General features: G+C 74.7%; 18 protein-coding genes. 10 read left to right on the top strand and 8 right to left on the bottom strand.

Features of this window, described 5'->3' with window-relative positions; translation table 11 throughout:
• Window positions 1–76: 76 nt before the first annotated feature.
• The 4 genes from H9657_RS02855 to H9657_RS02870 all read right to left on the bottom strand — a co-directional run bounded on the left by H9657_RS02855 (window position 77) and on the right by H9657_RS02870 (window position 5593).
• Window positions 77–1171 carry a hypothetical protein gene (locus tag H9657_RS02855; protein WP_191780156.1) on the bottom strand — a complete coding sequence of 365 codons (1095 nt, stop codon included), beginning with the start codon at window positions 1169–1171 and terminating at the stop codon, window positions 77–79.
• A 323-nt stretch (window positions 1172–1494) separates the two neighbouring features.
• Window positions 1495–3066: a polysaccharide biosynthesis tyrosine autokinase gene (locus H9657_RS02860; RefSeq protein ID WP_318241245.1), complete on the bottom strand. Its 1572-nt coding sequence runs from the start codon at window positions 3064–3066 to the stop codon at window positions 1495–1497.
• A gap of 123 nt (window positions 3067–3189) precedes the next feature.
• Window positions 3190–3726, bottom strand: a complete 537-nt coding sequence (locus H9657_RS02865; RefSeq protein ID WP_191780722.1) for an immunoglobulin domain-containing protein — start codon at window positions 3724–3726, stop codon at window positions 3190–3192.
• A 76-nt stretch (window positions 3727–3802) separates the two neighbouring features.
• The gene (locus H9657_RS02870; protein ID WP_191780160.1) at window positions 3803–5593 is read right to left on the bottom strand and encodes a DUF4012 domain-containing protein; all 1791 of its coding nucleotides are present in this window, start codon (window positions 5591–5593) and stop codon (window positions 3803–3805) included.
• A 323-nt stretch (window positions 5594–5916) separates the two neighbouring features.
• Here H9657_RS02870 and H9657_RS02875 point away from each other — a divergent pair, with 323 nt between their 5' ends.
• Both H9657_RS02875 and H9657_RS02880 read left to right on the top strand, forming a co-directional pair.
• A complete protein-coding gene (locus H9657_RS02875) occupies window positions 5917–6486 on the top strand; it encodes an arsenate reductase/protein-tyrosine-phosphatase family protein (RefSeq protein WP_191780162.1) in 570 nt (189 codons plus the stop codon).
• Window positions 6487–6553: 67 nt separating this feature from the next.
• On the top strand, window positions 6554–6844 hold the full coding sequence (locus H9657_RS02880; protein WP_191780164.1) for a DUF2530 domain-containing protein: 291 nt from the start codon (window positions 6554–6556) through the stop codon (window positions 6842–6844).
• A gap of 7 nt (window positions 6845–6851) precedes the next feature.
• Here the strand turns inward: H9657_RS02880 and H9657_RS19515 are convergent, their stop codons facing one another.
• Genes H9657_RS19515 through H9657_RS02900 form a run of 4 tightly spaced genes read right to left on the bottom strand, consistent with a single transcriptional unit; the run spans window position 6852 to window position 12176 of the window.
• Window positions 6852–7628: a CAP domain-containing protein gene (locus H9657_RS19515; RefSeq protein ID WP_191780166.1), complete on the bottom strand. Its 777-nt coding sequence runs from the start codon at window positions 7626–7628 to the stop codon at window positions 6852–6854.
• Window positions 7629–7684: 56 nt separating this feature from the next.
• Window positions 7685–10798 carry a sacsin N-terminal ATP-binding-like domain-containing protein gene (locus H9657_RS02890; RefSeq protein ID WP_191780167.1) on the bottom strand — a complete coding sequence of 1038 codons (3114 nt, stop codon included), beginning with the start codon at window positions 10796–10798 and terminating at the stop codon, window positions 7685–7687.
• Window positions 10795–11790, bottom strand: a complete 996-nt coding sequence (locus tag H9657_RS02895) for a DUF3027 domain-containing protein (protein WP_191780724.1) — start codon at window positions 11788–11790, stop codon at window positions 10795–10797. Before H9657_RS02895 ends, H9657_RS02890 begins: the two co-directional genes overlap by 4 nt.
• A 2-nt stretch (window positions 11791–11792) precedes the next feature.
• Window positions 11793–12176, bottom strand: coding sequence for a cold-shock protein (locus H9657_RS02900; protein WP_191780169.1), 384 nt, complete (start codon window positions 12174–12176; stop codon window positions 11793–11795).
• 244 nt (window positions 12177–12420) lie between these two features.
• On the opposite strand from H9657_RS02900, the gene H9657_RS02905 reads away from it, so the two are divergent.
• The 8 genes from H9657_RS02905 (at window position 12421) to H9657_RS02940 (ending at window position 21387) form a co-directional block, all read left to right on the top strand.
• Window positions 12421–14139: a hypothetical protein gene (locus H9657_RS02905; protein ID WP_191780172.1), complete on the top strand. Its 1719-nt coding sequence runs from the start codon at window positions 12421–12423 to the stop codon at window positions 14137–14139.
• A gap of 35 nt (window positions 14140–14174) precedes the next feature.
• Window positions 14175–14513 carry a TraR/DksA family transcriptional regulator gene (locus tag H9657_RS02910; protein WP_191780174.1) on the top strand — a complete coding sequence of 113 codons (339 nt, stop codon included), beginning with the start codon at window positions 14175–14177 and terminating at the stop codon, window positions 14511–14513.
• A gap of 232 nt (window positions 14514–14745) precedes the next feature.
• Window positions 14746–15858: a glycosyltransferase gene (locus tag H9657_RS02915; RefSeq protein WP_191780176.1), complete on the top strand. Its 1113-nt coding sequence runs from the start codon at window positions 14746–14748 to the stop codon at window positions 15856–15858.
• Window positions 15855–17459: a lipopolysaccharide biosynthesis protein gene (locus H9657_RS02920; RefSeq protein WP_191780178.1), complete on the top strand. Its 1605-nt coding sequence runs from the start codon at window positions 15855–15857 to the stop codon at window positions 17457–17459. The genes H9657_RS02915 and H9657_RS02920 overlap by 4 nt, the downstream gene beginning before the upstream one ends.
• Window positions 17456–18367, top strand: coding sequence for an alpha/beta hydrolase family protein (locus H9657_RS02925; RefSeq protein WP_191780180.1), 912 nt, complete (start codon window positions 17456–17458; stop codon window positions 18365–18367). Before H9657_RS02920 ends, H9657_RS02925 begins: the two co-directional genes overlap by 4 nt.
• Window positions 18360–19517 (top strand): acyltransferase family protein, encoded by a 1158-nt coding sequence (locus H9657_RS02930; protein ID WP_191780182.1) that lies wholly within the window; start codon window positions 18360–18362, stop codon window positions 19515–19517. The genes H9657_RS02925 and H9657_RS02930 overlap by 8 nt, the downstream gene beginning before the upstream one ends.
• The gene (locus tag H9657_RS02935; protein ID WP_191780184.1) at window positions 19514–20431 is read left to right on the top strand and encodes an alpha/beta hydrolase; all 918 of its coding nucleotides are present in this window, start codon (window positions 19514–19516) and stop codon (window positions 20429–20431) included. The genes H9657_RS02930 and H9657_RS02935 overlap by 4 nt, the downstream gene beginning before the upstream one ends.
• Window positions 20428–21387 carry a glycosyltransferase family 2 protein gene (locus tag H9657_RS02940; protein WP_191780186.1) on the top strand — a complete coding sequence of 320 codons (960 nt, stop codon included), beginning with the start codon at window positions 20428–20430 and terminating at the stop codon, window positions 21385–21387. The genes H9657_RS02935 and H9657_RS02940 overlap by 4 nt, the downstream gene beginning before the upstream one ends.
• The last annotated feature ends 30 nt before the right edge of the window (window positions 21388–21417 follow it).

Raw genomic sequence — 21417 nt, forward strand, 5'->3', positions numbered from 1 at the left:
TTAGGCGCCCCTTGCGTAGCAATGGACACGTCACGTCGATCAACATGTCCGCACCGACTGCCTTTCACCCGACGCCTTATGCCCCTGGTTCCCCGGCCACCCCGTCGACAGAGAAGTCACCGACGCCGCCGCGCTGCTGGACGCGAGGCTTCGAAGGCGCGCAGGCATAAGCCGCGACGATCGCATGGCCGGCCAATTGTACCGACAGATTTCCAGACCACGGAGAGAAGATTACGTTCCAAATGCCCGAGGACGCCACGAGCATAACAACCGCGCCCCATCGACCACGCGCTCGCACGAGCGCCGTCGCGAAGAGGCAAAGAAGGGCTATCGGCAGAGCCGCCGCAAGCACTCCGCCCTCCACCCACGATCCAAAAAGAACAGAATGAAGGGAAATTGCACCTCCATTCCTAATCCAGAACGGAAGGTACGCTTTGGGATCCTGCATGCCAAGAGACCAAGCAAGCGCCGCGCCGCGCGACACGGTGTTGTTACCGATCTGCTGAGCGTCTCCCCACCCGATGACCGGCCTCTCACTGATCGCCGCGAGCGAGAGCGGGGGCTCTGTCCGTCCTGCCAGCAGCATTGGTCCGCTGATATTGCCCTGGGCTAACGTGCGCTCGCGCACGGCATCACCGAAGATGCCGGCCGCGATCATCGCCGGCACAACGATAGCGAGGCAAGCCGCAAGCGCGCCTACCACCACGAGCCTGACGGCAGCCTTCGGGGACATGGAGTTGGCCAACGTCCCCGCGGCGCTGACTAAGCAAACGACACCGAACGAACGGTAGTCGAGAATCAGCCCGACACAACCTAGAAAAACTAGGACCGCTGGAGCCAGCACGAGCCTTCGCCGACTCCTGCACGCCAACGCGGTGGCCAGAATCGCCATAGGATATGCCAGTCCATACTTCCACAGTTCGGCGAATCCCGACTGGATGTTAACCGGACCAAAACCGAAAACATACGCCAAAATGTAGTATGCACTTGTTCCGCACGCCAGCGATGTGACATACTGCACTGCTTCCGACTGCCCTTTTAGCACAACCGAGCCAGAAGCCAGAAACAATGCTACGACGAAGAAGTTACCGACACCACTCGACGACACAGCGGTGCTGTTCAACACCGCGCTCGTAACGAATGCAGCTACTCCGATCAACGCGAGCAGCACAAGGTACCTGAGTTGGCGTGGCGGACGGGCAATGCGTCGCAACGGTAGCGAGATTAGCGCCACCACAGCCGAAGCCGGCAGGGCCGGCGCCAACGTGGGTAATCCACCGAGGGCCCCAAACAGAACTCGAAACCTGACCGTGTCGAAGTCAGATGCCCGGTTGTTTCTGTCGGCCTCCGCCGCCCGCCCTGCCCGCTCAGTTGACGACGTCACCGTTGACACTCCCCGGCATCCGCGCGGATCTACTATGCGAGGCTGCAGAGTTAGGGACGAGCCGCGTGACTGCAGAACGAGCGGCTTCAGAGGCTGCTATCGCGAGCATCCTACTTTCCCCTCGAACCTCGTCGAAGGTGGTGCGGGGAGGCAAAGGTGCCGACTGGATCTGGCGCACGGTCCGAGAATGGATTTGTCTCGCCTGAGCTACCTAGAGCGTCCGAATCTGCTCCCGGTGGCCCCACACGCGGCCACTCGCCGGTTCCCTTACGGGGGGCCTGGCCGCCAGGCGTGGCTGCTGCCCTAATAGGGACCGAGTCCGAGGCTCGGTAACCGTAGTAGACGTAAGCGCCGCTGTCCTTGATCGATTGACCATTGAGCACCACACCCCGCACGGAAGCGTCAACCGCTGCCAAACTCGTCAGGGCCTGCTGTAGTTCATTTCGATGAACTCGTCCGGCTCGGGCAACCATGAGCACGCCTCCCACGAGCCTCGAGAGGATTGCCGCATCGGTGACCGGCAGGAGCGGAGGGGTGTCAAGTAGCACCACGTCGTACGCAGACGACAGTTCACGCAGCAGCGCCTGCATTCGTGGACTGCCGAGCAGCTCGCTCGGGTTCGGTGGGATCTCGCCGGATGGAAGAACATCCAGTCGGCCATTGCCCCATGGCTGGACGACTTCACGCGCTGTGGCCTGTCCGATCAGGACCGTGGTCAGGCCGACGGAGCCCTCGATACCCAAGTACCTCGCCACGGCCGGGCGCCGGAGGTCACAGTCGATCAGCATGACCCGCTGCCCTGCGTCTGCGAGAGCAATACCGAGGTTGACAATCGTCGACGTCTTACCCTCCCCGGGCACGGAGGACGTGACAGCAAAAAGCGCCGGCCCACCTCCCGCACCCAAGAACTGCACATTTGTTCGCAATCTGCGAAAAGCCTCAGACCGCGGGCTGCGAGGATCCGCCTGAAGGATGAGTGGCCGCTTCACAGCGTCCTCGTCCAGCGGAATAGCCCCGACGACGGCGATGTCCGTGACCTTCGCGATATCAGATTCGTTGCGTACCCTCGTGTTGAGCACCTGCCGCAGCACACCAATGACCACCACGAGAGCGGCCCCCAGAATCACGCCGAGCGCAGCATTTATCTTGGTGCGCGGGGTAGCCGGTGACTCTGGTGAGACCGCCTCCCGCACCGTCGTCATCTTGACGCTCGAACTCTCGCTGCCTTCCGGCCTGTCAAGCTCCGAGACAACGGTGCTGAACTCGCTCGCGACCGCATTTGCGATCGCTGCCGCAATCGCAGGCGATTCGTTTCTGACCGTGATATTGATCAACGACGAGTTGAGGGGGGACTCAGCAACAATGCTCTCGCCAAGAGTGTCGACTCGCGTATCGAGGGCAAGGTCGTCGATGACCGGGCGCAAAACCAGCGGGCTGTCGACGAGGTTGGCGTAGGAGACGACCTGCTGCCGAGTAAAGCTCGACCCTTGCAGCAGGTCGCTCGTCGAATCGCCTGTAGCGACCGACACGTAAATCTGAGCCGAGGCGGCGTATGTCGGCGTCGTCAGGGCGCTCACGCCAAGTCCGCCGAGGCCGCCGAGGACCGCAACAACCACAATTGCTGGCCACGACCTCCGCAGGAGAGCCCAGTAGTCCCGCAGTTCCATCCCAGCTCCCGCCATTTCCTTACGCCTTCGCGCCCGAGCCGCGCGGTGACGAAACCCAACCGCGAGTGCAGGCAGTGTGCCCCCAACGTGAGGAGGCTCCCGCAGCGCTACGCTGCGGGAGCCTCCCGTGCCGTGTTGTCAGATCTCAGCGCTCTTCCGGCGCTTGCTGGCGTACGCGACGCCGCCAGCACCGACGAGGACCAGCGCGCCCGCGCCCAGCGCGATCGGCAGGGTGCTCGAGCCGGTGACAGCCAGACCGCTCCCGCTCGCCGTGGCGGTACCACCCGTGGCAGCGGCCACGGTGAACGTCTGCGTGCTCAGCACCTCACCCGACACACCGTCGGTGACGACGGCGGTGTAGGTGCCGGCCTGCGCGAGCGTGACCGTGAACACGGCCGAGCCGGCGGCGTTCGTGGTCTTCGTGGCCGAGCGCGTTCCCGCGATGCTGATCGCCGAGTCCGGGATCGACGCAGGGTTGCTCGTGATGGTCAGCACGACGGGCGTGTTGCCCGGGCCCTGGACCGTGATGGTGAAGCTCTGGCCGACGGCCGGCGTCGTGTCCGACGCGGTGCCGGTGTTCGTGTAGTCCGACGCGCCGTAGGCGAACGCGGCGGTCGGAGCGAGCGCGAGCGCTCCTGCGATGGCGGCCGTGGCGACCGTACGGCTGATCTTCATACGGATGATCTCCCCCAGAAAGTCTTGCGTGGTGTGCCGCCAGTGTGACATACGGCCTTCTAGCAGCACGACGAGGCTATCGCGCCCCTTCACACTTGGAAACAGCGGCAACATGATCGAAACCTGCCGCCAACGGCGACGTCCGGAGCAGGACCGCCCCATCTTGTCCGGGACCGGTCGTGATGTCCGCTTCGAGCCTGTATGTCGCTCCGGGGGTAAAGTCCCAGGTCAGAGCGCCGACCGACAGGCCGTCGTGGACCTGGGCGTGCAAGGACGCTGCCTCAGTATTCACCCGAACGGCGTCCAATTTGCCGTTGGCGGGAACGTAGAGCAGGACGTTCGTCCGGAATTCACCCAGCGGCACGATGCCGTCCAACCCCAGCAGGTAGGGCGGCAGGTCGAGCACGTCGGCCGGTGGCTCGTAGATGAAGGTCGCCTCGACACGCACGCGCTGGCTCCCGTCGGGCAGGCACTCGGTCACCTCGACCGACGCGTCTGCCTGCAGGTAGTAGCCGAGCTTCGCCTGGGTGCCGTCGTTCAGGTACAGCCCGACCACGGCCTCGTTGCCACGACGCCCCTGGAGCTCACCGGAGAGCACGGTGCCGCTCAGGCGCGCCTGCTCGTCCTCGTCAGCCGACCACACCATGAGCCGGCCGCGCCGCGCCGCCTCGGCGAGCGCGTCGACGACACCCGTCGCGTCGCCCTGACCACCTGCGACCGCACCGAACACCGCTGCGGCCGTCAGCGCGAAGAACGCGTCCTGCTCGGCCGGGTCTTCCAGCTCCAGGTACACCTGGTTGAGCAGCATCGGCACCACGTTGTCGCCCGTCAGCTGGCTGCCGTCAGGCAGGGGCACCGGTCCTGTCGCGTCGAGCACCAGCGCCAGCGCACCGGGGTCCACCGACAGGACCCCGTCGATGACGCCGCCGACCTGCGACTCCCACACGCCCTTGGCGATGCGCCCCGACCTCGGGAAGTCGGGTGTGAAGTTCACGTCGCGCATGTCCGTGCCCAGCAGCGGACCGAACAGGTCCTTCTCTGCGTCGCTCAGCGCCACCACCGGCTCCGGGAGCCCCGCGAGCTCACCCCCGCGACGCTGCTCCAGCACCTCCAGGTGCCCGTCGGTCGCCCGCAGCAGCAGCACCGCCCCGGCGATGCCGCCGGTCGCGCGCGGCTCGGCGTTGTTCTGCACGAGGACCAGGTAGGTGCGTGGCCCGTCGACACCCAGCATCGCCGGCAGCAGCGCCGCGGCTCGCGACGCGGTAGCGGTGTCGGCGGCGACGTCGGCGAGCTGCCCGCGCAGCTGGGTGACCGGGTCGGCGACGGCGTCGATCAGCCCGGTGGTGTCCACGTCCTCGATCCGCTGGAGCGACGCAGTGATGGCGGTGTCCGCGCCGGCGATCTGCGGCGCGACGTCGGCGAGCGGCTGCACGTCGATCCGACCGCCCACCGGCTGCAGGGCAGCGGGGTCGACCAGGGCTGTCGCCTCGACCAGCGGGGGCAGCGCATGCGTCGCGAGCTCGTCGACGGCACCCGCCACGGCGCGCACCGCCTGGACGTTCGGCCCCGCCCAGGGCAGCGCCCCCGCGACCGCCCACAGCGGCCCCGACGTCCGCTCACGCGCGAGCGACGCGTGGCGCTGCACGTCCTCGAGCGTCGTCCGCGCCTCGTCGATCCGCCCCAGCCGTGCCTGCTCCTGCAGCTGGCCCACCTCCGCGCGGGCCGCGAACAGCGCGTCCCGCGCCTCCATCGCCGACCACCCGAGCCATGCGACCGACCCGCCCAGCACGAACGCGAGCCCGATCACCGTCAGCCACACGGCACGGCGGTGCGGGTGCGCGGCGCGCACCATCTCGACCGTCGACATCTGCTGGGGCCCCCTGCGTCGACGTGACGGCGTGCGGGCGGGGCGTCGGCCACGGCCCTTGCCCGGACCTTTGCCGAACAGCCGCCGCTTCGACGACCGCCCCGTGGACGATCGCGGCTTGACGGACGATTCGGGCACGATCGGGATCTGCTGCGTCGTCCACTCCGGTCCCCAACCGGGATGAGCCACGCGCGTCCCTCCCCCTCCGTCGCCCGGCGGCCGTCGCTCGGCAACCGGTCGTTCTGCAGGCGATCGTAACGGCGGTCACCCGAACGCCTGGCGCGTGCGGGTCCGACGTTCGACATCAGGCATCATCGGGCCCCATGACCTCCACCGAGCCCCCCGCACGGATCCTCACGGTCTGCACCGGCAACATCTGCCGCTCCCCCGCCGTCGAGCGGCTGCTCGCAGCCCGCCTCGCGGGGACGGACGTGCAGGTCTCCTCCGCCGGGACGCGTGCGGTCGTGGGGCACGCGGTGTCGGCGCCGATGGTCCCGCTGGTCGCAGCCGCGGGCGCCGAGACCGACGGGTTCGCCGCGCGGCAGCTCACCGCGGACCTGATCCGTGAGGCCGACCTCGTCATCGCGCTGACGCGCACGCACCGCTCCGAGATCGTCGAGCTGGTGCCGGGCGCGGTGCGCCGCACGTTCACGCTGCTCGAGCTCGCGCGGCTCGTCGCGCACGTCGACCCGCAGGCCCTGCACGACGCGGGTGACACGCCCGGCGCCCGGGTCCGCGCGCTGCCGGCCCTGGCCGCCGGCGTGCGGCACGTCGCCGGCTCCGGGCCGACCGACGTCGCCGACCCCATCGGCGGCTCCGACGCCGTCTACCGGGCGTCGTACGACGAGCTCGCGCCCGCCGTCGAGACGCTGGCGTCCGCGCTGCTGCACTGAGCGCGGTGCCGCACCCAGCACGTCGCCCCACCGAGGACACCGGCCGCCGCGCACTACGATCGGGGCCGTGCCCACCGTCCTGTCCACCCTGATGCACCCGCAGCGCACGCCGCCCCCGCCGATCGACGTGGACCTTGCGCGGGTCATGGGCGTCGGCACGGCCGTGTGGACCGTCGCGCTGCTGGTCACGGGCGTGCTGTGGCTGACCGGCGTGGTCCCCGGCAGGTGGCCGTCCATGTGCGCAGCAGGTGCCGTGCTGGGGCTCATCGGCGTGCTGTGGGCCCGCAGGAACGGGCACCTGTCCGCCGACGGCACGGGTGCGATGATCCGCCCGGGCCAGGAGGACATCAGCGGCTGAGGCCGCCTCAGCCCACGAACACCTGGGCGCAGAGCCAGCCGCGGCCGCCCTGCTCGCACGCGACGCCGATCTGCGAGAACGACGTGCGCAGGATGTTCTCGCGGTGCCCAGGCGACTTCATCCACCCGGTGACCGCGGCCTGCGCCGACGCGTAGCCGAGCGACAGGTTCTCCCCCACCGTGCGCGCCGCGCACGCCTCGAGGACGGGGCCCAGCGGGTCGTGCTCGAAGCGCCCCTCGGCCACCAGCAGGCCCGCCCGCGCCGCCGCCTGCTGCGTCGCGCACGCCGAGCCGGCGAGCTCGGGGAGCCCGGCCGCCGCACGCTCGGCGTTGGTGAGCGCGACGATCTCGGCGGACATGGCCGCACCCGCGTCGGACGGTGCCGCGGCGGGCTGGGCCGGTGCCGCCTGCGGCTGGGGCGCCGGGGCGGCGGCGGGTGCGGGGTCGGGGTCGGCGGGCGCGGCGTCCGCCGGCGTCGTGGGCGCGGCCTCGGGTGCGGTCTCGGGCACCGCCGAGCTCGTGGCCGGCAGCGGCGTCGTCGGCTCGGGCTCCGGGCTGCGCTCCGCGAGGCGCGAGGCCGCGTCCTGCAGCCGGTCGACGAGGTCGCCCGGCGCCGACGCCGCCGTGACCTCGACGCCGGGCGCGTACGCGCCGGGCGCGGCGAGCAGGATCAGCGCCAGCGCGACGACGAGGACTCCCGCTGACCCGACCAGCCGCACCCGGCGACGTCGGTGGGCTCGACGCTGCCGCCAGCGGCGGATCTCGCGGCGACGGGCGACGGGCACACGCGGACGTTACCCGAGCGTGACCTTTATCGGTAGTTCATGCCCTCCTGGGCGATTCATCCCAGCACGAGGCCCAGCGCCGCGTCGCCGTCGTCCGGGTCCGTGAGCAGCGCCTCGACCGCGCCGCGCGCACCCCACCGGCCCGCCGCCCAGGCCAGCCCCGCGGCCAGCCCGGCGACGTGCTCGGCGTGGACGTGCGCGTCGGCGCCCGCACCGACCACCCACCAGCCGACCTGCGCACCGCCCACGCGCAGCTCGTCGTGCCGCCACCACACCGTCGGGACGTCCGGCAGCAGCGCCACCAGCGCGTCCGGCACGTCCTCCGGCTCCTCCTCGCCCGCGACGTCCTCGTCGGCCTGCGTCGACGCGAGCGGCAGGTCCAGGAGCTCCGCGACCCGGCCCGCGGCGTCGTCGTCGTCCGGCGCCCCGGGCGGGACGGGCACGACCGGGACGGGCACGACCGGGACGGGCACGACCGCCACGTCGTCGTCGCCCGCGCGCTGCCACCACCGGGGGTCGTCGGCGACCACCGCGTCGTCGACCATGTGCGCGACGCCCGGGGCCGTCAGCGCCACCACGACCGCGGGCGGCTCGTCCGGCCCGGCACCGGCCGCCCACGCCCGCCACACCTGGCCCGCCACGTCGAGCGGCACCGACGTACCGACCGGACCCAGGCGCTCCAGCACCGCGGGCCACCGCGTCGCCGGCACCTCCGCGAGCGACCCGACCCCGCCCAGTGCGCGCAGCACCTCGGCGTCCAGGCCCGCGAGCACGTCCGGCACGGGCGGCACGAGCGCCGCCGGCAGCCCGGCCGCGCCCGGCAGCGCGAACACCTCCGGCAGCGGCAGGTCCGCGCGCGTGCGCAGCCACCACGCCGTGTACGACGGGCCCGTGGCCGTCGTGCCCTCGCCGCGCACCGGCGTCACGAGCGCCGCGCGCAGCGCGGGCGTGCCCGCCAGGTGCGCCAGCAGCTCGGGCCAGCGCCCGTCGTCGACCGCGTCCAGGTCCGCGACCGCGGGCACGTCCCCGCAGTACGCACCGACGCCCAGGACGTCCGCGAGGTCGTTCACGTACTGCGCCCAGCCGTCCAACGACGCGGCCGCGAGCGACGCGCCGTCGTCGCCCTCGTCGTCGGGGACCACGCCCGCGACGACGTCCGGCACGGTCGTCACCACCAGGTCGTCCCGCACGCCCACGGCCGCGAGGACGTCGCGCCCCCAGCGCTCGACCACGTCGGCGGCCACGGGCGCGAGGACCCGGTCGTCCAGCAGCCGCGCGGCCGGGCCGCCGGGCAGGACGAGCCCGTGCGCGGGGGCCGGCTCGCCGTCCGCTGCGTCGAGCGTCAGCAGGCCCAGCCAGGCGGTCGCGTCGGGCGGCACCGTGCCCGCCGCGCGCACCACGTCCAGCACCGCCGCGGTCACGTCGTCGGCGTGCTCCAGGTCGTCGTCGTCCGCCTGGCCCAGGACCGCCGCCCGCAGCCCCGGGTGGGCCAGCAGCGCGGCCGCGTCCACCCGCTGCGCCCCGAGCCGTGTCAGCAGCGGACGCGCCGCCGCCGGGTCCACGACCCGCAGGCCCCACTCGCGCAGCGCCTCGAGCGTGCGCGGCGCCAGGCCCGTCACGTCGTCGTCCAGCAGCACGACGCCCCGCGGCCCCCGCACGACCCGCCCGTCCACGAGCGGCACCGGCAGGGACGCGAGCCCCTCACGCGCGGTCGCGTCCTGCGCCGCGGCGTCCAGCGCGTCGTACAGCGCCGGCCAGTCGACGTCGCCACCGGTCGGCAGCTCGTCGACGACCTCGGCGAGCGTGCGCTCCTCGACGCCGAGCGCCCGCACGGCCGCCGCACCCGACGGCGGCACGCGCACCAGGCCCGAGACCACCGCGCCGAGCGCGGCAGCGGCCGGGCCGTCCGTCAGGTCCCGGACCGTGGTCGCGCGCAGCGGCGGGACCAGGCCGTCCTGCGGTGACGCCGGGACGAGCATGGGCGTGCGGACGAGGGCCTCGAGGACGCGCTCGCGCAGCACCGCGTCGACCTCGCCCGCCGCGAGGCCCGTCGGGACCAGCGCCGTCGCGTCCTGCCCGGCCGCCGCGACCCGCCCCACGAGCTCGGCGTACGCGACGGCCGCGCGCGCCAGCACCTCGTCCGTCAGCGGACCCGGGGCCACGTGCCGGCGCGACGGGTCCAGCGGCAGCGTCGCGACCAGCAGCGCGGGCAGCGAGCACGGCTCGTCGGTGGGCGTGGGCGCGTGCACCACGCGCGGCGGCGCCTCATCACCGCGCGGCAGCGCCTCATCACCGCGCGGCAGCGCCTCACCACCCCGCGGCAGCGCCCACGTCACGCGCCACGACCGTGCGGAGCGCTGCTCGACCGGGCGGTCCGCGACGAGCGCCAGGGGCACCTCGCCCTCGGCCGTCAGGACGTCCCACCGGTCGTGGACGTCCGCGAGGCGCCGCGGGGCGTCCCCCTCGACGTCCACCAGCACCTCCACGAGGCCCGGCAGCGCCAGCAGCAGCACGTCGTCGACGGCCTCCAGCAGCGAGCGCACCTCGTCACGCACGACCTCGTCACGCAGCACCAGGACGACGGCCGTGTCGTACCCCGACGGCGGGCGCCCCTCCGCCGGCCACGGCAGGCGCAGCGCCGGCAGCGAGCCGTCGCGCCGGCGCACCTCGTCCGCGAGCGTCGCGCGACCCTGCGCGGCCTCCTGCGCGGCGGTCTCCTCGAGGACCGTGAGCGTGTCGGCCAGGGAGAACCGCACCGCGCCCGTCGTCGAGGCGACCGTGACCTCGTCCGAGACGGCCCGCACGGCCGCGAACCCGACGCCGAACCTGCCGACCGTCCCCGTCCCGGCGTCGCGCTTGGCCGACGCCCGCAGGGACGCGAGCGACGCCACGCCGGCCTCGTCCAGGGGGGCGCCGGTGTTGGCGGCGACCAGCACGGCGGTGCCGTCGTCCGCCGTCCCCAGGCGCAGCAGCAGCCGCCCCCCGACGCCCGCGCGCGTCGCCGCGTCGGCGGCGTTCTGCGCGAGCTCGACCAGCACCCGGTCGCGGTAGTACCCGCGGGCGTGGTCCTCCTCGGTGTTGGCGTCCTCGCGCAGCCGCGCGGGCGACGCCCGCCACGCCTCCAGCACCGCCGCGCGCAGCGCGGCCGTGCCGAAGACGTCGGTGGTCACGCCCCGTCGGACGGGCGCGCGTCGGCGTCCGTGACCTCGGTGGGGAGCGCGTCGGCCGGGTCGGTCGGGGAGGGTGCGGGCTCGCCGGGCACGGGGTCCGTCGGCGCGGGGTCCGTCGCGACGGGCGCGGGCTCGGCGGGCGCGGGCTCGGGCTCGGCGGGCACCGGCTCGGGCTCGGTCGCTGCCGGCTCGCTCGCTGCGGCCTCGGCGGGCACCGGCTCGCTCGCCGCCGTCGCGGTCGACGGCGCGCGCTCGACGACGTCGATGGCCATCTCGTCGAACAGCGGGTCGGGCGCGGGCCACTCGCTGGGGACCGGCTCGACGTCCGTCTCGGAGTGCGCGCCGCAGCCGTGGTCGAGGCTCACGACCTTGCCGTCGTCGGGCGACCACTCGTTGGCGCACACCGCGAAGAGCTGGCCCAGCGCGCCCTGCAGCGGCACGAGGAACCCGCACGACCAGCACGCGGCGGCCGACGCGACCGCACCGGGCGTCGCCGGGCCGCGCGACCCGCGGTACCAGCGCTCGGCGGCCTCGTCACGACCCTGCGGGGACAGCACGCGGACGCGCGCGAGCGCGAGCTCGTCGATCGCGACCTCGTCGACCTCGGGGTCGCCGGTCGGGGTGTAGCCCGGCTCGAGGCGCGGGTCGTCCGGACGGAACGGCAGCACGTCGCCGGGGCCGATGTCACCCGGACGCAGCCGCTCGGACCAGGGCACCCAGGTGCGGGCGAGGATCGCGTCCTCGCCCGGCAGCAGCTCGGCCTCGCACACCGTCGCGGTGCGCCCGCGCGGCACGCGCGCCACGGTGACGGTCCACGCCCAGCCGCGGTAGCCGCGGGCCGTGCACGCGAACCGGTGCGACACGAGCCGCTCCGCCTCGCGCACCGCGCCCAGGTACTCGCCGACGTACTCGGGCTCCTCGGCGATCTCGAGCGCGACCTCGCGCGCGAGGTCGACGGCACGCTCGAGCACGGCGTCCTTGACGGCAGCCACGCTCACGCCTCCAGCTTGTCGGCGACGCCGCGCAGCAGGGTCGCGTACTGGGCGGAGCGCTGCCCCTCCGGGTAGCGACCGCGGCGCAGGTCGTTGCCGATCTTGTCGAGCACCTTGATGAGGTCCTCGACGACCACGGCCATCTCCTCCGCCGGGGGGCGCCGGGCCTTGACGACCGACGGCACCGGGTCCAGGACGGTGACGGACAGGGCCTGCGGTCCACGCCGACCGTCCGCCACGCCGAACTCGACCTTGGTGCCGGGCTTGGGGTCGCTGACCCCCACGGGCAGCGCGGAGGCGTGCAGGAACACCTCACCGCCGTCGTCGCTGGCGATGAAGCCGAATCCACGCTCGGTGTCGAACCACTTGACCTTGCCGGTGGGCACTCCTGCTCCTTCAGCGCCGGGCACGTCCACGAGCACTCCCGCAGACGGTGACCAGGCTACCGGGCTGCGCACGCCGATTCCCTCTCACACCCCACGGACGGCCCCGGAGCACGGCGGACCACGCTCCCGCACGGGTCCCGAGGCGCCCCGCCGGGCGGACCCGCGCCACGCGGGCGCCACCCGCTCGGCCCATCCCCACCGTCGCCCGAACCACTATCCTCGCGGCCTACCGTGGGAGCGTGCGATGACGAACGACCTGTTCGGGGGCTGGATCCAGGAGTCGGACGGTGCGCAGTCGCGCCGGATCCGCGAGCTCACCGACGACCTCGGCTACCTGCGGTCGTCCCTCAGCCGGCAGAGTGCCACGGCCTCGGCCCTGCGCAGCGACCTGGCGTCGCTGCGGGGGTCGATCGAGACGCGCCTCGCGCGGCTGACCGCGGCGTTCGACGCGTTCGTCGAGCTGAGCTCGCTGCGCGACCAGCTCTCGCTCGTCGCCGGCCCGGCGCTCGTGCGGCAGGCCACCCGCGCGCGGCTCGCCGCACTGGGGACCGCGCCGCGCGACGGCGGCCCCCTGCTCGACGTGAGCGGCACGCCGCTGGCCCCCGGCTACTGGCTCGCCGACGCCCTGGGCGCCCTGGGCCCGGACGACGAGGGCGCCGCGGACCGTGCCGCCACGATCGACCTGCGCCGCACCGCCACCTTCCTCACCGTCGCGGGCGCGGCGTGCGGGCGCACCGACCTCGTGGCCCGGTGGGCGTCCGACGCGCTCGGCACCCTGGACCCCGACCGCCCGGTGACGCGTGCGCAGCGGGCCGTCTGGGTGGCCGCCGCCCAGGCCCGGCTGGGCGACGACGCCCGGGCGGCGCTCCTGGAGCGGCTGCGGGCCGCCGTCGGCGCGCTGCCTGCCGCGACCGTCGACGAGGCCGTGGCCGTGTGGACGTCCGAGGTGCGGCTGTCCGCCGGGGGTGGCGGCGCAGTGTCCCGCACCGCCGAGGCGAGCGCGCCGCAGGTGCCGCAGGTGCGGCACGCCGCCGCGGCGCTGACCACGCTGCGCACGCTCGTCGACGCCCCCGTGGCCGCGCCCGCCGTCCCCGTCTACGGCACGCCGGGCGATGCCCTCGGTGACGTCGCCGACGACGGCACCACCGGGTCCGGCGACCCGACGCTCGACGAGCTCGTGGCCGTGCTGCGCGCGCTCGTCGACGAGGGTGCCGAGGAGGAGCGCGCGCTGATGACGCGCATCGCCGAGCTCGAGGCCGTCGTCACCGGCCAGGACGCCCCCGGCCCCGGGTGGGACGCCCCCGCGGGCGACCTGCTGACGCTCCTGCGCGAGGACGCCCTGACGCGGCGTGACGCCACGGGCGCCGCGGCCCGCGACGCGTGCGCGCCGTGGCTCCTGACGGTCGCGGACACGTTCCTCGCGGAGTCGGACGTCGCGCCGCCGGAGCACGTCGAGGGTCCCGTCATGGGCGTGACGCTGCGGGCCCGCCCGACCGGGCCCGTCGAGGGCCTGGACGAGGCGCTCGTCAGGGCACGCACGCCGCAGCACCCGCGCACGCCGCGCGAGACGCGCACGACGACCGGCGTCGCGACCGCCGCCGCGGTCCTCTGGCTCGCGACCGCCGTCGGCGGCTCGGACCTGCGGTGGCTCTTCGGCGTGCTGGCCGTGGCCCTGACCGTCACCGCGGGCGTGCTCGTGACCCGGCGCGTGCGGCGCAGCCGCGAGGACACCGCGCGTGCGACGCGGGGCGTCGCGTTCGTCGGCCGTGAGGCGAAGCGACTGCAGGACCGGGTCACCGAGGTCACCGAGGTCGTCGGGACGTGCCGGCAGGACGCGCGCGAGCAGCACGCCCGCGTCGTCGCGGGCCTCGGCCGGCCGGCGACGGGCACCGACGGCACTCCGACGGTCCTGACCCAGGGCGTCACGGGCGCCGGCACCACGGACGCGTCCGTCGACGCGTGACCGACCGCTCCCCCGCCAGGTGGTAGACCGGGGGCGTGGACGACGACCGGGCGCGTGAGCTGCTGCTCGCGCTGCGCGCCGACGCCCTCGGCCGGCTGAGCGGGCTCGGCGACGCGCGCCAGGACGTCGTCGACGCCGCACGCGACGCCAACGTCGACGACGAGCACGACCCCGAGGGCGCCACCATCGCGTTCGAGCGCGCCCAGCTCGACGCGCTCGGCGCCGCGGCGAGCAGGCGCCTGGTCGAGGTCGACGCGGCCCTCGCGCGCCTCGCGGCCGGGACGTACGGGACGTGCGCGGTGGGCGGCGAGCCGATCGACGACGCCCGGCTCGAGGCACGGCCCACGGCCACCACCTGCGTCGTCCACTCCTGAGACGACACGGCCGGCAGACCCGCTGACCAGCCGCCGCACGCATCCGGCGACGTCGCGGCCGACCCGAGCCCGCAACGAACAATTCACACAGACCGGGTTATTTCTCCCGTCATGCGCCCCTATGATCGTCCGGATCGACGATGGCGCCTGTCCCCCTCGCCGACCGTGCGGTCCGTCCGCCGCGGCTCGCGGCGGGACGTGGCGCGGTCACTCCACCGGCGGGGGGCACGGTATGGAGCAGGGACGCACGGCGACGGCCGACGCAGGTGCCGCGACGACGGCGACGACCCCGGACGCGGCGACCCGCACCGCCGCGCGCCGGCTCCGCGTCCTGCACTCGCTGCAGCCGCCCGACGGCACCACGCGCTACGTCGACCAGATGCTCGGCGGCGCGGGCGGCGACGTCGACGCCCTGGTGTTCTCGTGGCGCACGGCCCTGCGCGGCGGGTACGACGTGCTGCACGTGCACTGGCCCGAGCTGCTGGTCCGCCACCCGCGTCCCGTGCGGCGCCTCGGCCGCCGGGCCGCGCTGCGCGTGGTGCTGGCCCTCGCGCGGGCACGCCGCGTCCCCGTGGTCCGGACCCTGCACAACACGGTCCCCCACGAGTCGGTCAGCCGCCCCGAGGCCCGCGCGCTCGCGGCCGTCGACGCCGCGACCACCCTCTACGTCCTGCTGACCCCCGCGACCCCGGCGCCCGGCGGGGCCCCGAGCGTGCGGATCCCGCTGGGCCACTACCGCGACGTCTTCGCGCCCCTCCCGCAGGCGGCGACGACGCCCGGCCACCTCGTGACCATCGGGCTGCTGCGCCCCTACAAGGGCGTCGAGGAGCTGCTCGACGCGTTCGCCGCGCTGCCGGACCCGGACCTGCGCCTGACCGTGGCGGGCAGGCCGACGCCCGACCTGGCCCCCACGATCGAGGCGGCGGCGGCACGCGACCCCCGCATCGGCACGGACCTGCGCTTCGTCCCCGACGCGACGTTCGTCGAGCACGTCACCTCCGCCGAGCTCGTCGTGCTGCCCTACCGGCAGATGACCAACTCCGGCGTGCTGCTCGCGGCGCTGTCCCTCGACCGGCCCTGCCTGGTACCCGCGTCCCCCGCCAACGCCGCCGTCGCGGCCGAGGTGGGCGACGGCTGGGTCCTGCAGTACGAGGGCGACGTCGACGCGGCCGTCCTCGCCGACGGGCTGCACCGCGCACGCACCACGCCGCGGGCCGACCGCCCCGACCTGGGCGCACGCGACTGGCAGACCGTCGGCGCCGCGCACGAGGACGCGTACCGGACCGCGCTCGCGCTCGTCCGCGGCCGGCGCCGGCCCGGCCCCGGCGCCCGGGCGGGTGCGTGACGGCCCCGGCCGGGCTCGGCACGTCCGCGTCGCGCGGGGCGGCCGTCACGCTCGTGGGGCAGGGGGCGCGGATCGCGCTCCTGCTGACCGGCGTCGTCGTCCTCGCGCGCCTGCTCTCGCCGCAGGACTACGGCCTGCTCGCGATGGTCATGGCCGTCACGGGCGTCGCCGACATCCTGCGCGACTTCGGCCTCGGGAGCGCCGCCGTGCAGGCCCGCACGCTGAGCCGCGGCCAGCGCAGCAACCTGTTCTGGCTGAGCACCGGCACCGGCGTCGTCCTCGCGCTGCTCGTGCTGGCGGTCGCGCCGCTGCTCGCGGCGTTCTACGACGAGCCGCGCCTGCGGGGCGTCACCGCCCTGCTGTCGGTCACCTTCGTGCTCAACGGGGTCATGACGCAGTACAAGGCCGACCTGCAGCGCCGCCTGCGGTTCGGGGCCCTGACAGGCCTCGAGCTCGGCGGGCAGGCCGTGGGGCTCGCCGCGGCCGTCGCGCTCGCCGCGGGCGGCGCCGGGTACTGGGCCCTGGTCGCGCAGCAGGTCGTGCAGCTCGCCGCGCAGCTCGTCGTGCTGGTCGTGGTGTGCCGGTGGCTGCCCGGGCGCTGGGCCCGCGACGAGCCGGTCCGGCCGTTCGTGTCGTTCGGCGCGAACCTCGTCGGCAGCCAGGTGCTGGCGCACGCGAGCAACAACGTCGACTCCGTCGTCATCGGCTCGAGCCTGGGTGCCGGGCCCCTCGGCCTGTACAACCGTGCGTTCCAGCTGCTGGTCCTGCCGCTCTACCAGATCAACGCGCCGGTCACGCGGGTCGCGCTGCCCGTGCTCGCGCGCCTCGTCGACGACCCGCCGCGCTACCGCCACTACCTGCTGACCGCCCAGACGGCGATGCTCAACCTCGTCAGCGCAATGCTCGCGTTCGCCGCCGCGCAGGCCCCGGCCGTCGTGCTCGTCGCCCTGGGCCCACGCTGGCTCGAGACGGCCGGGCTCTTCCAGGTCCTGTCGATCGCCGGGTTCTTCACCATGGCCGGCTACGCCTGCTACTGGGTGTACCTGTCGCAGGGCCTGACGCGCGAGCACCTGCGCCTGTCGCTCGTGACCCGCCCCGTGCAGATCGCCATGATCGTCGGCGGCGCGCACTGGGGGCTGTACGGCGTCGCGTGGGCGTACGCCGCGGCCGTCGTGCTGCAGTGGCCCGCGAACCTGTGGTGGCTGCACCGCGTCTCCGACGCCCCCGTGGGCCGGATCTGGAGCAACGGCGCCCGCACGGTCCTCGTCTACGGCTGGGCGCTGGTCGCGAGCGCGGCGGCCACGCGCTGGCTGCCGCCCGGCGAGACGTGGCTCGCCCTGGCGACCGGTGCGCTCGCGCTCGTCGCGGCGCTCGCGCTCGCCGCCCTGGCTGTGCCGGCCTACCGGCGCGACCTGCGGACGGTCGCCGGCCTGCGCCACCAGCTCCGGGGACGCGGCGCCCCTGCCGCAGCACCGGCCACCCCTCCCGCACCGGTCGCGGACCACGGCCACCGGCCTGCCCCGGCCCTCACCCCCCGCACCGCACCCGCCGCACGCCCGCCGCACCACCCCGTGCGCACGCCCGACGAGGAGCCCCGATGACCGACACGACCCACCGTGCGCCGCACCCCGGCCGGCGGGCCTTCCTCGCCGGCGCCGCCGTCGCCGGGCTCGGCGCCGCCGGGCTGCTCGGCGCCCCCGTGGCGCGCGCCGCTAGCCTGCCGCGCCTGCCCGGCGAGATCAGCCGCCGCGCCGACCAGCGCACCGCCGCGGGCACGCGCTACGACGCCGTCCAGGTCGACGTCTCGGGCGACCGCGCGTGGCTGATGATCCCGCAGGGCCTGCGGCTCGACGAGCCCGTCGGGCTCGCGTGGTTCTACCACGGCGCCGGGTCCGACCACGGGGCGCTGCTCGACGGATTCGGGTACGAGTCGCGCCAGCTCATGGACCGCGGGCTGGCGTGCATCTGCCAGGACGCCGGCGGCAACGGGTACGCCGGGCCCTACGCGATGTCCGCGCAGGCCGCCGGGTGGCGGTACGTGTCGTCCCTGGCGGACGTGGGGGCCAACTTCCTGCGCGCGACGTCCGGCGGCGGTGCGCTCGCCGCCGAGGTGCTCGGCGCGGGCCTGCTGCCCGACGTCGTGGGCCTGTACTTCGTCAACGGCATCTGGGACGTGCGGCGGTCGTACGACCTGGGCGGCCGTGCCGAGATCGGCCCCGCGTACGGGTACTCCACGGCGGCCGTCGACCGCACCAACCCGGCCCGGCACCCCGCGTCCGCCTGGGCGGGCGACCGCATCCGCATCGTCCACACCACCGGGCTCGACCTCGTGACACCACCGCAGGTCCACGCCATCCCGTTCTACGAGCGCGCACGCCAGCAGGGGGCCGACGTGACGGTCCGCACCCACGACCTGGGGCACACCACGCCGCCGTTCGTCGGCAACGAGGTGCCGCTGTACTTCACGCGCTGGTTCCGGGCCTGGCAGGCGGAGCAGGCACGTGGCTGAGGGCACCGCCGCCCGCCGTCACGGCTGGGTGGACCTCGCCAAGGGCGTCGCGATCGTCATGGTCGTGGCGTACCACGCGCTGCTGTTCCTCGAGACGGCGGACGTGGGTGTCGCACCGCTCGGCCGCGCGCGGCTCGCGCTCGAGCTCTACCCCATGCCCGCGTTCTTCCTGCTCGCGGGCGTCATGCAGCGCCGGCTCGTCACGACGCGCTGGGCGCAGGTCTGGCAGCGGCGCGTGCTGCCGCTGCTGTACCTGCTCGTCGTGTGGTCGCTCGTGCGGTTCGCGTTCTTCACCGCGCTGCCGATGGTGCGGTCCGACGGTCCGCCCTGGTCGGGCCGCGACGCCTCGCGGCTGCTGCTCGTGCTCGTCGCGCCCGACAGCATCTACTGGTTCCTCTGGGCGCTCGCGGCCGTCACCGTCCTGACGTGGCTGCTGCGCCGCCACCCGGTCCCGTCGGTCGTCGGGGCGGTCCTGGTCAGCGGCGCCGTGACGTCAGGGCTGGTCGTCACCGGGGTGTTCGCGTGGGACCGCGCGCTCGCGTTCCTCGCGCCGTACGTCGTCGGCGTGCACGCCGGGCCCTGGGTGGTGCGGGCGGTCGCCGCCATGACGTGGCGCCGCGTGGCGCTCGCGGTCGGCGTCGTGCTGCTCGTGCTCGCGGCGCTCGTCGCGGTGCCGCTCACGCGGCGCGTGCCCGGAGCCGCCCTGCTCGGCCAGGCGGCGGTGCTCGCGGCCGCCCTCGGCGCCGCGCACCTCGTCGGCGAGCGCCCGTGGACGCGTCCGCTGCGGGACCTGGGGCGGCGCAGCCTGCCCCTGTACCTCGTCCACCTGTACCCCGTCGCGCTGCTGACCATCGCGGTCCGGCAGGTGCCCGCGCTGCACGGCACGCCCGCGCGCGGGATGCCGCTGGTCGCGCTCGTGACGGTGCTCTCGCTGCTCGCGTCGCTGCTGGTCGCGCGGCTCCTGCCCAACCGCTGGCGGCTGCTGCAGCTGCCCACGACCCTGCTGCGGCCCCGCCGCACCGCACGCGTCGACGTCGCCGCCGCGCCGGCGCACGTCCCCGCCGCGCGGGCCGACGTCCCCGCCGACGCCCCGCGCGCGCCGGCCACCGCGGGCGCACCGGCACCCGAGCTGCAGACGGAGGACCGATGACACCCGCCCCGACCGCCCGCGGAGCGTGGCGAGCCGTCGCCGCGGCGCTGGCCGTCGCCGCCGCCGTCGCCGCGTGCGCGGGACCGCCGGACCCGGTCCTGGCCGTCGGCGCGCACGAGCGGCCCGCGTCGATCGAGCGCGACCTCACGTACGCGGCCCCCGACGACGTCCCGCTGACCCTCGACGCCTACCTGCCGCGCCGCGGCGAGGGGACCGTGCCCGCGGTCGTGCTCGTGCACGGCGGCGCGTTCGTCGGCGGCTCCAAGGACAGCGCGGGCATGGTCGGCGTCGCACGGCGCCTGCAGGACCACGGCGTCGCCGCGTTCGCCGTCTCCTACCGCCTCGCACCCGAGCACACGTACCCCGCGCCCGTCGACGACGTCGCCGCCGCCGTCGCGTGGCTGCGCGACCCCGCGCAGCAGGCCGCCTACGGCGTGGACCCCGAGCGCGTCGGTGTCCTCGGCACGTCGGCCGGCGCGACCCTCGCCCTCACCCTCGGCACGCGGCCCGCCGCCGAGACCGGCGTCAAGGGCGTCGTCGCGCTGTCCGCCGCGACGCTCCTCACGGCCGACGGCCTGGGCCTCGGCACGACCGCCCCCGCGGAGGTCGACGCGGCGCTCGCCTACCTCGGCTGCCCCGAGGTCGACGCGTGCCCCGTCGGCGAGCCGGCCTCACCCGCGCTGACCGTCACGGCCGCGTCGAGCCCGGCGCTGCTGGTCAACGGCACCGCCGAGTCCATCCCGCTGCCGCACGCCGAGCGCATGAGCCAGTCGCTGGCAGCCGCCGGCGTGGCCCACGAGCTCGTGACCGTCGAGGGCGACGCGCACGGCGCCCACCTCCTCGACGAGACGGTCTGGCCGCGCGTCCTGGAGTTCCTCGACACCCGCCTCGCCCCACCGGGAGCCGCCGGATGACCGCCCTGTCGATCGTGATGCCGACGTACGAGGCCGCCGGGTGGGTCGCGGGCACGCTGCGCGCCGTGCTGGCCCAGACCGTCGACGACCTCGAGGTCGTCGTGGTCGACGACGGCTCGCGCGACGCGACCGTGGACGTCTGCCGGGACGTCGCCGCGCGGGACCCGCGCGTGCGGGTCGTGGCGCTCGAGCAGAACGCCGGTGTCTCGCACGCGCGCCGGGTGGCGGTCGCGCAGGCCCGCGGCGAGCACGTGTGGTTCGTCGACTCGGACGACCACGTGGCGCCCGACGCCGCCGCGCGCATGCTCGCCGCCGCGCGCGCCGACGACGCCGACGTGGTCCTGGCACGCGCGCGCTTCGTCTACCCCGACGCCACCACACGACCCGTGCCGTCCCCCGCCCCCGGCACCCGCAGCGGGACCGACGTGCTGCGGGCGCTGCTGCGCGGCGAGGCGTCGGGCCACCTGTGGAACAAGCTGCTGCGCCGCGACCTGCTGCGACCCGAGGACTTCGTCGCGGCACGCGCGCACTCCGACCTCGCGCTCGCGGCAGCGGCGCTGGGCCGCGCCCGCCGCGCCGTGAGCATCGACGCGCACGTGTACGACTACCGCCTGCGCGAGGGGTCGATCATCACGACGCGGCGCAGCCGCGGCGAGTCGCTGCGCGTCGTCGGGGACGCCGTGGCGCGCACGGCCGCCGCGCACGGCATCGGCCCCGGCGACCCCGACTACGAGTACTTCCGCTGCCGGTTCATCACCCTGTCGGCCGTCAAGGACCTCGTCGGCGCGACCGACGAGCCCGACGTCGCGCGCCTGCACACGCTGCGCCACGAGATCGGCCTGCCGCAGCTGCGCGCGCTCGCCGCACGGCGCGACACGCGCCGGCTCGCGCTCGCGCTCACCGCGCGCTGCTCCCTGCCCGCCCACCGCGTGCTGCTCGCGCTGGCCGCCCGGTGACCGCCCCGGTGACCGCCCCCGTGACCGCCC

It is taken from the genome of Cellulomonas avistercoris (assembly GCF_014836445.1).
Lineage (GTDB): Bacteria > Actinomycetota > Actinomycetes > Actinomycetales > Cellulomonadaceae > Cellulomonas > Cellulomonas avistercoris.

Coding starts and splice junctions, on each gene's coding strand:
- H9657_RS02860 (WP_318241245.1), bottom strand. CDS start 3,066: ATGGCGGGAGCTGGGATGGAACTGCGGGACTACTGGGCTCTCCTGCGG.
- H9657_RS02865 (WP_191780722.1), bottom strand. CDS start 3,726: ATGAAGATCAGCCGTACGGTCGCCACGGCCGCCATCGCAGGAGCGCTC.
- H9657_RS02870 (WP_191780160.1), bottom strand. CDS start 5,593: ATGTCGACGGTCGAGATGGTGCGCGCCGCGCACCCGCACCGCCGTGCC.
- H9657_RS02875 (WP_191780162.1), top strand. CDS start 5,917: ATGACCTCCACCGAGCCCCCCGCACGGATCCTCACGGTCTGCACCGGC.
- H9657_RS02905 (WP_191780172.1), top strand. CDS start 12,421: ATGACGAACGACCTGTTCGGGGGCTGGATCCAGGAGTCGGACGGTGCG.
- H9657_RS02915 (WP_191780176.1), top strand. CDS start 14,746: ATGGAGCAGGGACGCACGGCGACGGCCGACGCAGGTGCCGCGACGACG.
- H9657_RS02925 (WP_191780180.1), top strand. CDS start 17,456: ATGACCGACACGACCCACCGTGCGCCGCACCCCGGCCGGCGGGCCTTC.
- H9657_RS02935 (WP_191780184.1), top strand. CDS start 19,514: ATGACACCCGCCCCGACCGCCCGCGGAGCGTGGCGAGCCGTCGCCGCG.
- H9657_RS02940 (WP_191780186.1), top strand. CDS start 20,428: ATGACCGCCCTGTCGATCGTGATGCCGACGTACGAGGCCGCCGGGTGG.